The following is a 13,889-nucleotide window of genomic DNA, read 5'->3' on the forward strand; positions in this document are numbered from 1 at the left end:
CAGATGATGAGACAAAATATTTTTGAAAACAGAAAAAGACAAACACCAAAAATGACGTTTGTCTTCGTTCTGAGAGCCGTTTAAGGCTCTTTTTGTGTGTTTACATTTGATGAGAGATCATTATAAACATTGGTGTTGAGGGCTTACAAGTTTATGGGATTTCGCCATCTAGATTATTAGTTAGACGAACTGGTTGTATCGCTATTAGACTCTGATTGAGAACCTGAAGAATCAGCAGTTTGACCTCCTGTATTAGCGGCATTATCTCCTCCACTGCTAGCACTATCAGTTGAGTATTGGTCTGTTGCAGGTGCTTGGGAATTATTTATTGTTCCATATGTTTCAGTGTAGGTTGGAGTGTAGTTGCTATCTTCTGAATCTACTCCCTGAACGCTACGAGTCGTTTCAGTCTGGCTAGGCTTTTCTTCTTTTTTGGTCAAGGCTTCAACTTGTTTTTGGAATCTAGAGATGAGTTCTTGAATTGGTTTTATCTTTTCTTCAAGAGCAGTTTGATCGTTTGCAGAATTGATGTTTTTAATGATGTCTATTATTTTTTGTAAGGAAGTGATGGTTGTTTCAAGTGTTTGTTTATCTTGAAACTGGCTATCAGAATCTTTTATATCAAGTTTTAAAGCTTTTTCACTATAATGATTTGTGACTTTATCGGCAGTAGAAGTAAGAAAGTCTGCTAGTGTCTTTTTGCCTTCATCAGTAGTTGGTTTTAATTCTTGAATTTTTTTCCAATCTTCTATAATGGTTTCAGAATCGATATTGAAGTTTTTAATAGCGTTTTTTACTTGTTCAACATCTTGATGATTCTTTTGATGGTTGACGAGAGCAACACTCCCTCTCTCTGCTTGGATTTTTTCTTGATGGAGGACTAAGCCTGTCAAAAGTCCAATACCTGCAATAAGTGTAATAATAAAAATAGTATTTTTTGATTTTAGAATATCTTTGTAGTTGTTCACATTAGTCCTACGCACATGGATGATGGTGTATATATGGAATCATGTGCGCGTTCCTCCTTATTACAGTATATCATTTTTAGCTGATTTTAAAAGTAAGTTTATAAAGAGAATAGGGGTTTAGGTATGAATTATCTTTTTTGTATCTTTATCTCCATGTATTTACATAAGAGCTTGGTAGATTATCAGCCTCTTCCTTGTCTTCTCTATCTAAGCATGTTATAATGAAAACTGCTCAAACGACCTTCAATCGTGAAGCAAACACGACCTTCAATCGTGAACTAGTCATTTCGTTTATCTTTTATTACGTCGTTAACTCGAAATGAGATGCAAGCTGAGCTTGTCTGATTTATAACCTCAATCAGTCTCCCAGACTGATTGAGCGAACTCAAGTTATGCCTGCGACTCGTTGCCTATCATATTTTCATTTTAAGATGATAGGCTAAAATGGTCTCCCAGACCATTTTACTACTAAAAGCAAACGAAATGACTGTACTCAAATAAATTCTATTGAAAGTCATAGTAAATAGAATTTTGAGGGGTATAAATAAACGAATAGATGGGAGACTTACCATGAGTGATAACTCTAAAACACGTGTTGTCGTGGGGATGAGTGGTGGTGTTGATTCGTCGGTGACGGCTCTTCTTCTCAAGGAGCAGGGCTACGATGTGATCGGTATCTTCATGAAGAACTGGGACGACACAGATGAAAACGGCGTCTGTACGGCGACCGAAGATTATAAGGATGTGGCTGCGGTGGCAGACCAGATTGGCATTCCCTACTACTCTGTCAATTTTGAAAAAGAGTACTGGGACCGCGTTTTTGAGTATTTCCTAGCAGAATACCGTGCGGGGCGCACGCCAAATCCAGACGTTATGTGCAACAAGGAAATCAAGTTCAAGGCCTTTTTGGACTATGCTATGACCTTGGGAGCAGACTATGTAGCGACTGGGCACTATGCCCGTGTGGTGCGTGATGAGGATGGGATTGTTCATATGCTTCGTGGCGTGGACAATGGCAAGGATCAGACCTATTTCCTCAGCCAACTTTCGCAAGAACAACTCCAAAAAACCATGTTTCCCTTGGGACATTTGGAAAAGCCTGAAGTTCGCAGACTAGCTGAAGAAGCAGGACTTGCGACGGCTAAGAAGAAAGACTCTACAGGGATTTGCTTTATCGGCGAAAAGAACTTTAAAAACTTTCTCAGCAACTATCTACCAGCACAGCCTGGTCGCATGATGACTGTGGATGGTCGCGATATGGGTGAGCATGCCGGTCTGATGTATTATACGATTGGTCAGCGTGGTGGACTTGGTATCGGTGGGCAACACGGCGGTGACAATGCACCTTGGTTTGTTGTTGGAAAAGATCTCAGCAAGAATATCCTCTATGTAGGCCAAGGATTCTACCATGATTCGCTCATGTCAACTAGCTTAGAGGCTAGTCAGGTTCACTTTACTCGTGAGATGCCAGAGGAATTTACACTAGAATGCACGGCTAAATTCCGCTACCGTCAGCCTGACTCTAAGGTGACTGTTCATGTCAAAGGAGACAAGGCAGAGGTCATCTTTGCAGAACCTCAGCGCGCTATTACACCAGGACAGGCAGTTGTCTTTTACGATGGTGAGGAGTGTCTCGGTGGCGGTTTGATTGACAATGCCTACCGTGATGGACAGGTTTGTCAGTACATTTAGATTGACAAATTTTCTCAATTTGCTACAATAATAACAGCAATAGAAATGATGGTCAAAGCTCATGGATGTTGCAGGCTTTTTTGTCCTGCACTTCTTTGGAGTTTTGACTGTTTTTGTGTCGTTTAAGGGAAAGGAAAAGAATGACTCAGCAAGACTTTCGGACAAAAGTGGGGAATACGGTTTTTGGTGTTCGGGCGACTGCCTTGATTCTCCATAATCGCAAGCTTCTAGTTACCAAAGACAAGGGCAAGTATTATACTATTGGTGGTGCGATTCAAGTCAATGAAAGAACGGAAGAAGCGGTAGTCCGCGAAGTGAAGGAAGAACTGGGTGTCAAAGCTCAAGCTGGACAGCTAGCTTTTGTGGTTGAAAATCGTTTTGAACAAGACGGTGTTTACTATCACAACATCGAATTTCATTATCTGGTAGACTTACTTGAAGATGCCCCATTGACCATGCAGGAAGATGAAAAAACGCAGCCTTGTGAGTGGATTGACATAGACAAGCTTGAGGGTATCAATCTAGTTCCAGCCTTTTTAAAAACAGCCCTACCAGATTGGGACGGTCAACTGCGACGCATCCATCTTGAGGAATAGGAGAGAAAATGATGGTTAAGCTTATTGCCCATGTACTTGTTCATAGTGGTGATGATTATTTGCTCATTCAGCGTTCGGAAATTAAAAGAGGACAACCCAACGTTTATCCAACTTACTGGGATATTCCTGGTGGTGGGGTTGAAAAGGGTGAGCTTCCGCGAGATGGAGCTCTTAGAGAATGTGTTGAAGAAGCGGGAGTTAGGCTAGATAGCAGTTCGCTCAAACTTCTTCACGAAGATAGTCAACTGGATACCTCTAAGGATACTGTCTTTACTCGCTTAGTTTATAAAGCAGAGTGGGTTGGGAAGAAGCCAATTATCAGATTAGATCCTGAAGAGCATACGCACTTTAAATGGGTTACTATGGCTCAAGCTCTAGAGGAGGAGAAGTTAGTTCCTTATTTGCGAGAAATTTTTGAAAGGTTAAGAAATGACTTATAATTTTACTGAAGAATACGATATTATTGTAATTGGTGCGGGACACGCTGGGGTCGAGGCTTCCTTGGCTGCTAGCCGTATGGGCTGCAAGGTCTTGCTTGCGACCATCAATATTGAAATGCTGGCTTTCATGCCTTGTAATCCCTCTATCGGTGGTTCTGCCAAGGGGATTGTCGTGCGTGAAGTCGATGCCCTAGGTGGGGAGATGGCCAAAACCATTGACAAGACTTACATCCAGATGAAGATGCTCAATACAGGGAAGGGCCCTGCCGTCCGTGCCCTTCGTGCGCAGGCTGACAAGGAGCTTTACTCTAAGGAGATGCGCAAGACGGTTGAAAATCAAGAAAATCTGACCCTTCGTCAGACCATGATTGATGAGATTTTGGTTGAAGATGGCAAGGTTGTCGGTGTTCGTACAGCGACCCATCAAGAGTATGCTGCTAAGGCTGTTATCGTGACGACAGGGACGGCCCTCCGTGGGGAAATTATCATCGGAGACCTCAAGTACTCATCAGGACCTAACCACAGCCTAGCTTCTATTAACCTAGCTGACAATCTCAAGGAACTGGGCCTCGAAATTGGTCGTTTCAAGACAGGAACCCCTCCACGTGTCAAGGCCTCTTCTATCAACTACGATGTGACCGAGATTCAGCCAGGAGATGAAGCACCTAATCACTTCTCATACACTTCACGTGATGAGGACTATGTCAAGGACCAAGTACCTTGCTGGTTGACCTATACCAATGGTACCAGTCATGAGATTATCCAAAACAACCTCCATCGTGCGCCTATGTTTACAGGTGTGGTCAAGGGAGTGGGGCCTCGTTACTGTCCATCGATTGAGGACAAGATTGTGCGCTTTGCGGACAAGGAACGCCACCAACTCTTCCTTGAACCAGAAGGTCGCAATACAGAGGAAGTTTATGTTCAAGGACTTTCAACCAGTCTGCCTGAGGATGTCCAGCGTGACTTGGTTCATTCTATCAAAGGTTTGGAAAATGCAGAGATGATGCGGACAGGTTATGCCATTGAGTATGATATGGTCTTGCCTCACCAGTTACGTGCGACTCTGGAAACCAAGAAAATCTCAGGTCTTTTCACTGCTGGTCAGACAAATGGAACGTCAGGTTACGAAGAAGCTGCTGGCCAAGGGATTATCGCGGGTATCAATGCGGCTCTGAAAATCCAAGGCAAGCCCGAATTGATTTTGAAGCGCAGTGATGGTTATATCGGGGTCATGATTGACGATTTGGTGACCAAGGGAACCATTGAACCCTACCGTCTATTGACCAGTCGTGCTGAATACCGTCTCATTCTCCGTCATGACAATGCCGATATGCGTTTGACAGAGATGGGACGCGAGATTGGCCTTGTGGATGATGAACGCTGGGCTCGTTTTGAAATCAAGAAAAATCAATTTGATAATGAAATGAAGCGTTTAGACAGCATCAAACTCAAGCCAGTCAAGGAAACTAACGCTAAGGTTGAGGAGATGGGCTTCAGGCCCTTGACAGATGCAGTAACAGCCAAGGAATTTCTCCGTCGTCCAGAAGTGTCTTACCAAGATGTGGTGGCCTTTATCGGACCTGCTGCTGAAGAGTTAGATGACAAGATTATCGAATTGATTGAAACAGAAATCAAGTATGAAGGCTATATTTCCAAAGCCATGGATCAGGTTGCCAAGATGAAACGCATGGAAGAAAAACGCATTCCAGCCAATATTGACTGGGATGATATTGATTCTATCGCGACAGAAGCTCGCCAGAAGTTCAAACTCATCAATCCAGAAACCATCGGCCAAGCCAGCCGTATTTCAGGAGTAAACCCAGCAGATATTTCTATTCTGATGGTGTATCTGGAAGGTAAAAATCGTAGTATTTCAAAAAATTTAGAAAAAAAGGCTGACTAATTACAAATCGCTGAATTCTCATTTTGGAAATTCAGCTTTTTTGATAGAATCGTCCTCTATTTTCGAATAAAGAGAAAAGGAGGAATGACTATGCTGACAGTAGAGGAAAAAACTTTTTTAGACCACTATAAAAAAGCTTCTTATCATCGTTTTTATGAGATTGAACGCTTTGTCTCCTTGTCTGAAAAGTTGTGCAAACGTTCGCCACAGGCTGACAAGAACTAGACTTTTTGATATACTAGAACAAATTAAAACATAGGAGAGAATGAATGAACGTATATGGCAGATTAGAAGAGGAACCAACTCCATCTTGGACGGGAATTCAGGATGATTTAGTTGGGAGAGAGGAGCGCTTCGAGGATGAACCAAGCTCATTTGCTCCCTTACCATTATTTAAGATCCTAATCTGGAGCACTTTAGTTGTACTTGTATCTGTAGTTCTTCCTTTCTTGCTAGGACTAACTAGCCCAGAGCAGGCACAAGATTTTTATATGGGATGGGCGATGCACCAGGGGGGAGATATCTACACAGACTATTTTGGAACGAGTGGTCTTCTCTATTACTTTTTACAGTATCTAAGCAAGGGTAGTATTTTGTTTGCAGCCTTTACTTGGCTTGCTCTAGTGGGTGCTGGGATTTTTCTTTTCCGTTCAACTTATACCTTGACGGAGGAGAACAAGCAGTCGCAACAAGTGTTGACCATCTTTTATCTTCTTGCTGGAGGACTTAGCTTTGGCGGTGGTTATGCCACCATTTTGGCCCTTCCATTCCTGTTTTACGCTCTTAGTTTAGTAACAAGGTATTTGGCAGAATCTAATCATGACAAAGGCTTCTTGCGTATCGGGATGAGTTTGGCGCTTGCCTTCTTCTTGGCACCTCTAGTCACAGTTCTATATACTCTTGTCTTATTTTTAGCCTTATTAGCCTTTAATATTGGACGTGGTTACTGGGCTCGTGGTTTTTATCAATTTCTTGCGGTTAGTCTAGGATTTTCACTCTTCTTTTATCCGATTGGTTACTACACGGTGTATAAAGGGAGTTTCGGGAGTGCTATCAGTCAAATTCTCTATCCAGTAGATAGTTTGAAGTTTATGTCCAATCCGTTCTTGCTAGACAACCTCCTTTTTTATGGATTGTTAACAATTGGTCTTGGAGGCTTGACATCGGTCTTCACAGGATTTTTCCAGTCTAAACCAAGCAAACAATACGTCTTATCCATATTTGCTTCAGTAGCTATCTTATTGTTACTAGGATTGGAAATTTTCTCTACAGAACCGATTCACGGTAGTCGTCTAGCTGAGTTGCTTCCTTTCTTGTCTATTTTACTATTGACTCGAATTCGTGCCAATGATACAGAAGGAGTGAGTCGTCGTAGAAGATATAGCGAATCTCCTTCAGTATGGGCAATCTTCCTCAAAGGAAATGCCTACTTGCCTATCCTGGCCCTTGCTTACCTATTCTTGGCCCCTTTAGTAGCGCGCTATGTCCTTCACCCAGAACAATATCAAGAACGAACTCGCATAGAAACTACGGTTAAAGGGCAAACGCAGGCAACAGATCGTATTTATATATGGGATGATTTTACTAATGGTTATAAGACTAGTGAACGTTTAGCAGCCAGTCAGTTCCTATCACCAAAATTATATACTGGCCTTGATGCAAATCGAAGCAAGCTTGTCAATGATTTACGTGATAATCAGCCTAAAGTGATTGTGGTCAATACTAAAATAGCTCTCTGGACGGAAGTAGAACAGCTTCTAGCAGAAAGTTATCAACCAGTTCAAAGTGAATTCAAAGACTTTAAACTTTACAAATTAAAATAAAATAATCAATATCTAGTATAATTTTTATGAAAATAGGAATTTTAATACTAGATATTGATTTTTATTTTTTTAGTGATATAATATTTTTTAGATACTACTTTTAGAAAAGAGCCTGGATATGATTGTATTGGAAGAGAAAACAAACCCTGATCTAACCTTATTCGTCGAAAAGCGTGACGGTAGACGCGTCATTTTTGATGTAGATAAGATTGACAAAGCCTTGCATAAGGCTGCGGAAAAAGTCATGGATATAACCCCCTTGGTCGAAAAGCGTCTTAATACTCTAGTTGAACGTATTGTAGAAGAGATTCATAGTCGCTTTCCTCAAGGTGTAAAAATCTATGAAATCCAAAATATCGTAGAACATGAGTTATTGGAAGCTAAAGAATATGCCTTGGCAGAGGAATATATCACTTATCGAACTCAAAGGGATTTTGAGCGCTCAAAAGCAACAGATATCAACTTCAGTATCCATAAACTTCTCAACAAAGACCAGGCAGTTGTCAATGAGAATGCTAATAAAGATAGTGATGTTTTTAATACCCAGCGTGATTTGACGGCAGGAATTGTTGGGAAATCAATCGGTCTTCAAATGCTTCCTAAGCATGTGGCTAATGCCCACCAAAAAGGGGATATCCACTATCACGATTTGGACTATAGCCCTTACACTCCGATGACCAACTGCTGTCTGATTGATTTTAAGGGTATGTTGGAAAATGGTTTTAAGATTGGGAATGCTGAGGTAGAGAGTCCTAAGTCTATTCAGACTGCGACTGCTCAGATATCGCAAATCATCGCCAACGTTGCATCAAGTCAGTATGGAGGCTGTTCAGCAGACCGTATTGATGAAGTCTTGGCTCCTTATGCAGAAAAAAATTACCAAAAACACCTCAAGGATGCGGAAGAATGGGTGCTACCTGATAAGCGCGAAGAATATGCTTGGAAGAAAACCCAAAAAGACATCTATGATGCCATGCAATCTCTAGAGTACGAGATTAATACCCTCTTTACATCAAATGGACAAACACCCTTTACTTCCCTTGGTTTCGGTCTAGGAACCAATCGTTTTGAACGCGAAATTCAAAAGGCAATTTTAAACATTCGTATCAAGGGGCTTGGTTCAGAACACCGTACAGCTATCTTCCCTAAATTGATCTTCACTCTTAAAAGAGGACTTAATCTGGAGGAAGGTTCTCCTAACTACGATATCAAGCAGTTGGCCCTTGAGTGTGCAACTAAGCGCATGTATCCAGATGTCTTGTCTTATGATAAGATTATTGAGTTGACAGGTTCTTTCAAGGTTCCGATGGGGTGTCGTTCATTCCTTCAAGGATGGAAGGATGAAAATGGAGTAGAAGTCAATTCTGGTCGTATGAACCTAGGTGTGGTAACAGTCAATCTTCCTCGTATCGCCCTCGAGTCTGAAGGCGACCTGAACAAGTTCTGGGAAATCTTCAATGAGCGTATGAATATCGCTGAAGATGCACTGGTTTACCGTGTGGAGCGAACCAAGGAAGCCACTCCAGCTAATGCGCCTATCCTTTATCAATACGGAGCTTTTGGCCGTCGTCTTGGTAAAGAAGAAAGTGTCGACGAGCTCTTTAAGAATAGACGTGCCACAGTTTCGCTTGGCTACATTGGACTTTATGAAGTAGCGACAGTATTCTTTGGTAACAATTGGGAAACCAATCCAGAAGCTAAAGAATTCACCCTTGATATCATTCGAGACATGAAACATCGAGTAGAAGAGTGGTCAGACCAATATGGCTATCACTTCTCTATTTATTCAACACCGTCTGAAAGTCTGACGGACCGATTCTGCCGTTTAGATGCTGAGAAATTTGGTTCTATTCCAGATATTACAGATAAAGAATACTACACAAATTCCTTCCATTATGATGTTCGCAAAAATCCAACACCATTTGAAAAATTGGACTTTGAGAAAGTCTACCCAGAAGCGGGTGCATCAGGCGGCTTTATCCACTACTGCGAGTATCCAGTTCTTCAACAAAATCCAAAGGCCTTGGAAGCTGTTTGGGATTATGCTTATGACCGTGTAGGTTATCTCGGAACCAATACTCCAATTGACCGCTGTTACAAGTGTGATTTTGAAGGAGATTTTGAGCCGACAGAGAGAGGATTTGCTTGTCCTAACTGTGGGAACAACGATCCTAAAACAGTAGACGTGGTTAAACGAACCTGTGGTTATCTTGGGAATCCACAAGCTCGTCCGATGGTTAATGGTCGTCACAAGGAAATTGCTGCGCGTGTCAAACACATGAACGGTTCTACTATCAAAACAGCAGGACATGAAGTAAGAAGTTAGAAAGAGATAGCATGGGAAAATATCAATTAGATGATAAGGGCAAGGCCTTGGTTCAACGGTTCCACGAGAAACATTCAAAAGGTGGAGGCAATAAAAAAGACCGAGTGGCTAGCCTAAGAGAGCAATTTTTAAATAAGAATAAGAAAAAGTGAGAGTCCGCTCTCGCTTTTCTCTTAGTTGGAGGTAAAGATGATATTACGCAGACCAAGATTGGCAGATAAAGAAACAATTTTAGAGATGATGTCAGAGTTTGAGCAGACTCAATCAGCCCACAATGGAGGATTTTGGGATACTGAGAACTTTGACTATGAAAAGTGGTTGGAAACTAGCCATAATAAAGAAATGGGAATAGGATTGCTGGAAAATCGCGTTCCATCAATTCAGTTCGTATTGTTTGATGAATCAGGCCATGCTTTAGGTTTTTTAAATTTACGGTTGAGACTGAATGAGGGTTTACTGAATTATGCTGGCCATATTGGCTATTCTATCCGCCCTTCCGAAAGAGGCAAAGGATATGCCAAGGAAGCTCTCCGTCAAGGTCTACAAGTGGCTAAAGAAAAGAACATCCATCGTGCTCTGGTGAATTGTAGCGCGGAAAATCCAGCAAGCCGAGCTGTTATCTTAGCTAATGGTGGAGAGTTGGAGGATGTTCGAAATGGAACGGAGCGCTATTGGATAGAGTTGGAGTAGAAAGCATGACATGGAATACACCAAAACCAGGCGAGTGGAAGAGTGAGGAGCTTAGTCAAGGGCGTATCATTGACTATAAGGCTTTTAACTTTGTGGATGGAGAAGGGGTGCGCAATTCTCTCTATGTAGCCGGCTGCATGTTTCACTGTGAGGGCTGTTACAATGTAGCGACCTGGTCTTTCAATGCAGGAATTCCTTATACGCCAGAATTGGAAGAACAAATCATGGCAGACTTAGCCCAGCCCTATGTTCAAGGATTGACTTTGCTAGGAGGAGAGCCATTCCTCAATACAGGTATTCTTTTGCCCCTTGTAAAACGCATTCGAAAGGAATTGCCAGAAAAAGACATCTGGTCTTGGACAGGCTACACTTGGGAAGAAATGATGCTGGAAACTCCAGATAAGCTAGAGCTTTTATCTATGATTGATATCCTGGTCGATGGTCGCTATGATCGGAGCAAGAGAAATCTTATGCTTCAATTCCGCGGCTCTTCCAATCAACGAATTATCGATGTACAAAAGTCTCTCCAAAGTGGAAAGGTAGTCATTTGGGACAAGCTTAACGATGGAAAAGAAAGCTATGAACAGGTGAAGAGAGAATGAAGAAAAAAGAATTAATAGAAAGACTAGTATCAGAAATAGAGTCGGGAAAAGTAAAAACGCTGGGTATCTACGGTCACGGCGCTTCAGGAAAATCAACTTTTGCTCAAGAATTGTACCAAATATTGGATGCTGAAAAGGTAAATTTACTAGAGACAGATCCCTATATTACTTCGGGACGACATTTAGTAGTACCTAAAGAGACACCAGACCAAAAGGTGACAGCATGTTTACCGGTAGCGCATGAGCTGGCAAGTTTACAAAGAGATATTCTTGCTCTGCAAGCGGGTATGGACATCTTGACAATTGAGGAACCTTGGAAGGCTAGCGAGATCTTATCTGGAGCAAAACCAATTCTGATAGTCGAAGGGATGTCTGTGGGTTTTCTACCCAAGGAACTCTTTGACAAAACCATTTGTTTCTACACAGATGAGGAGACCGAATTAAAGAGACGTCTAGCTCGAGATACGACTGTGAGAAATGGCGATGCATCCATTATATTGGCTAGTCAGCAGATGAGACGAGAGCAGTATCTACAATACTATAAAGAAACCGAGTCAAGAGCTGATATCTTGGTAGATCAATCAGATGATAAATTTCAAATTAAAACTAACATTATATAGAAGAAAAGACAGATAATCTAGCACTTAAATATGAAAATTTATTAAAATGGAATAAGAAAACAGTTTCATCTAAAAAATTTAAAAAAACCTGTCAAATCCCTTGCAATCGCAGGGGCTTTGTGTTATTCTATTATGGTGCTGTAAATTACAGCTTTAGCTTTGATGCAAGAGGTTGCGACACGCTCGGTTGCATTGCCACGCAACGCGCGTCGGTTTTCTTGTGGAGCTAGCCTATTATCTTAAATAGACGAAAAGGAGAAAAAGATGGCAAACAAAAAAATCCGTATCCGTTTGAAAGCTTACGAACACCGTACGCTTGACACAGCGGCTGCAAAAATCGTAGAATCAGCTACTCGTACAGGTGCACAAGTTGCGGGTCCAATCCCACTTCCAACTGAGCGTAGCCTCTACACAATCATTCGTGCGACTCACAAATACAAAGACTCTCGCGAACAATTTGAAATGCGTACACACAAACGTTTGATCGATATCGTTAACCCAACTCAAAAAACAGTTGACGCTTTGATGAAATTGGATCTTCCAAGTGGTGTAAACGTAGAAATCAAACTTTAATTTAAAGCTTGATAACTTGAGCATAAAAAACGCTCGTTAAAAACTTTTTGAATAAAAAATATAGAAAAGGAACTATTTTCTCATGACAAAAGGAATCTTAGGGAAAAAAGTGGGAATGACTCAAATCTTCACTGAAGCTGGCGAATTGATCCCTGTAACAGTTATTGAAGCAACTCCAAACGTTGTTCTTCAAGTTAAAACTGTTGAAACAGACGGATACAACGCTATCCAAGTTGGTTTCGATGACAAACGCGAAGTATTGAGCAACAAACCTGCTAAAGGACATGTAGCAAAAGCTAACACGGCTCCTAAGCGCTTCATTCGTGAATTCAAAAACGTTGAAGGCTTGGAAGTTGGTGCTGAAATCACAGTTGAAACTTTCGCAGCTGGAGATGTTGTTGACGTAACTGGTACTTCTAAAGGTAAAGGTTTCCAAGGTGTTATCAAACGCCACGGACAATCACGTGGACCTATGGCTCACGGTTCTCGTTACCACCGTCGTCCAGGTTCTATGGGACCTGTTGCACCTAACCGCGTATTCAAAGGTAAAAACCTTGCAGGACGTATGGGTGGCGACCGTGTAACAATTCAAAACCTTGAAGTTGTACAAGTTGTTCCAGAAAAGAACGTTATCCTTATCAAAGGTAACGTACCAGGTGCTAAGAAATCTCTTATCACTATCAAATCAGCAGTTAAAGCTGGTAAATAATAAGGAAAGGGGAATACAGTCAAAATGGCAAATGTAACATTATTCGACCAAACTGGTAAACAAGCGGGCGAAGTTGTTCTTAACGATGCAATCTTTGGTATCGAACCAAACCAATCTGTTGTGTTTGATGTCATCATCAGCCAACGTGCTAGCCTTCGTCAAGGAACTCACGCTGTTAAAAACCGTTCAGCCGTTTCAGGTGGCGGACGCAAACCATGGCGTCAAAAAGGAACTGGACGTGCTCGTCAAGGTTCTATCCGCTCTCCACAATGGCGTGGTGGTGGAATTGTCTTCGGACCAACTCCACGTAGCTATGCGTACAAACTTCCTCAAAAAGTTCGTCGCCTTGCACTAAAATCTGTTTACTCAGAAAAAGTTGCTGAAAACAAATTTGTAGCCGTTGATTCTCTTGAATTTACAGCTCCAAAAACTGCTGAATTTGCAAAAGTTCTTGCAGCTTTGAGCATCGATTCTAAAGTCCTTGTTATTCTTGAAGAAGGAAACGAATTCGCAGCTCTTTCAGCTCGTAACCTTCCAAACGTGAAAGTTGCGACTGCTACAACTGCAAGTGTTCTTGACATCGCAAATAGTGACAAACTTCTTGTTACTCAAGCAGCTATCTCTAAAATCGAGGAGGTTCTTGCATAATGAATTTGTATGATGTTATCAAAAAACCTGTTATCACTGAAAGCTCAATGGCTCAACTTGAAGCAGGCAAATATGTATTTGAAGTTGACACTCGTGCGCACAAACTTTTGATCAAGCAAGCTGTTGAAGCTGCTTTCGAAGGTGTTAAAGTTGCAAATGTTAACACAATTAACGTAAAACCTAAAGCTAAACGTGTTGGACGTTACACTGGTTTTACTAACAAAACTAAAAAAGCTATCATCACTCTTACAGCTGATTCAAAAGCAATCGAGTTGTTTGCTGCTGAAGCTGAATAA

The 13,889-nt window shown here is 41.5% G+C and carries 16 protein-coding genes; 15 read left to right on the top strand and 1 reads right to left on the bottom strand.

The features are described 5' to 3' along the window. Positions 1 to 176 precede the first annotated feature (176 nt). Positions 177 to 968, bottom strand: coding sequence for a hypothetical protein (locus M1R56_RS08375; protein WP_248035740.1), 792 nt, complete (start codon positions 966 to 968; stop codon positions 177 to 179). Positions 969 to 1,538: 570 nt separating this feature from the next. Between M1R56_RS08375 and mnmA the strand changes: the two genes are divergently transcribed. The 15 genes from mnmA to M1R56_RS08445 all read left to right on the top strand — a co-directional run bounded on the left by mnmA (position 1,539) and on the right by M1R56_RS08445 (position 13,889). Continuing rightward, a complete protein-coding gene (gene mnmA, locus M1R56_RS08380) occupies positions 1,539 to 2,660 on the top strand; it encodes a tRNA 2-thiouridine(34) synthase MnmA (RefSeq protein WP_248035741.1) in 1,122 nt (373 codons plus the stop codon). 140 nt (positions 2,661 to 2,800) lie between these two features. Beyond that, positions 2,801 to 3,256 (top strand): NUDIX hydrolase, encoded by a 456-nt coding sequence (locus M1R56_RS08385; protein ID WP_248035742.1) that lies wholly within the window; start codon positions 2,801 to 2,803, stop codon positions 3,254 to 3,256. Between the two features lie 8 nt (positions 3,257 to 3,264). Next, complete coding sequence (locus tag M1R56_RS08390; protein ID WP_248035743.1) at positions 3,265 to 3,696, top strand: NUDIX hydrolase; 432 nt, start codon at positions 3,265 to 3,267, stop codon at positions 3,694 to 3,696. Continuing rightward, complete coding sequence (gene mnmG, locus M1R56_RS08395; RefSeq protein ID WP_248035744.1) at positions 3,686 to 5,602, top strand: tRNA uridine-5-carboxymethylaminomethyl(34) synthesis enzyme MnmG; 1,917 nt, start codon at positions 3,686 to 3,688, stop codon at positions 5,600 to 5,602. Before M1R56_RS08390 ends, mnmG begins: the two co-directional genes overlap by 11 nt. A gap of 90 nt (positions 5,603 to 5,692) precedes the next feature. Next, complete coding sequence (locus tag M1R56_RS10075; RefSeq protein ID WP_282434700.1) at positions 5,693 to 5,827, top strand: hypothetical protein; 135 nt, start codon at positions 5,693 to 5,695, stop codon at positions 5,825 to 5,827. Between the two features lie 44 nt (positions 5,828 to 5,871). After that, entirely contained in the window at positions 5,872 to 7,425 is a 1,554-nt protein-coding gene (locus M1R56_RS08400) for a damage-inducible protein CinA (RefSeq protein WP_248035745.1), read from the top strand. A gap of 118 nt (positions 7,426 to 7,543) precedes the next feature. Then, positions 7,544 to 9,751 (top strand): anaerobic ribonucleoside-triphosphate reductase, encoded by a 2,208-nt coding sequence (gene nrdD, locus M1R56_RS08405; protein WP_248035747.1) that lies wholly within the window; start codon positions 7,544 to 7,546, stop codon positions 9,749 to 9,751. An 11-nt stretch (positions 9,752 to 9,762) separates the two neighbouring features. Beyond that, the gene (locus M1R56_RS08410; RefSeq protein ID WP_000521609.1) at positions 9,763 to 9,903 is read left to right on the top strand and encodes a hypothetical protein; all 141 of its coding nucleotides are present in this window, start codon (positions 9,763 to 9,765) and stop codon (positions 9,901 to 9,903) included. Between the two features lie 37 nt (positions 9,904 to 9,940). Further along, a complete protein-coding gene (locus M1R56_RS08415) occupies positions 9,941 to 10,441 on the top strand; it encodes a GNAT family N-acetyltransferase (RefSeq protein ID WP_075230998.1) in 501 nt (166 codons plus the stop codon). 5 nt (positions 10,442 to 10,446) lie between these two features. Further along, positions 10,447 to 11,043: an anaerobic ribonucleoside-triphosphate reductase activating protein gene (nrdG, locus tag M1R56_RS08420; protein ID WP_075230997.1), complete on the top strand. Its 597-nt coding sequence runs from the start codon at positions 10,447 to 10,449 to the stop codon at positions 11,041 to 11,043. Beyond that, positions 11,040 to 11,663 carry a phosphoribulokinase gene (locus M1R56_RS08425; RefSeq protein ID WP_153224688.1) on the top strand — a complete coding sequence of 208 codons (624 nt, stop codon included), beginning with the start codon at positions 11,040 to 11,042 and terminating at the stop codon, positions 11,661 to 11,663. Before nrdG ends, M1R56_RS08425 begins: the two co-directional genes overlap by 4 nt. Before the next feature lie 264 nt (positions 11,664 to 11,927). Continuing rightward, the gene (gene rpsJ, locus M1R56_RS08430) at positions 11,928 to 12,236 is read left to right on the top strand and encodes a 30S ribosomal protein S10 (protein ID WP_001284513.1); all 309 of its coding nucleotides are present in this window, start codon (positions 11,928 to 11,930) and stop codon (positions 12,234 to 12,236) included. 82 nt (positions 12,237 to 12,318) lie between these two features. After that, the gene (gene rplC / locus M1R56_RS08435; protein ID WP_000160197.1) at positions 12,319 to 12,945 is read left to right on the top strand and encodes a 50S ribosomal protein L3; all 627 of its coding nucleotides are present in this window, start codon (positions 12,319 to 12,321) and stop codon (positions 12,943 to 12,945) included. Between the two features lie 24 nt (positions 12,946 to 12,969). Continuing rightward, complete coding sequence (gene rplD, locus M1R56_RS08440; protein WP_000024549.1) at positions 12,970 to 13,593, top strand: 50S ribosomal protein L4; 624 nt, start codon at positions 12,970 to 12,972, stop codon at positions 13,591 to 13,593. Then, positions 13,593 to 13,889, top strand: coding sequence for a 50S ribosomal protein L23 (locus M1R56_RS08445; RefSeq protein WP_001055347.1), 297 nt, complete (start codon positions 13,593 to 13,595; stop codon positions 13,887 to 13,889). The genes rplD and M1R56_RS08445 overlap by 1 nt, the downstream gene beginning before the upstream one ends.

The organism is Streptococcus sp. oral taxon 431 (genome assembly GCF_023115445.1).
In the GTDB taxonomy this organism is placed as follows: Bacteria; Bacillota; Bacilli; order Lactobacillales; family Streptococcaceae; genus Streptococcus.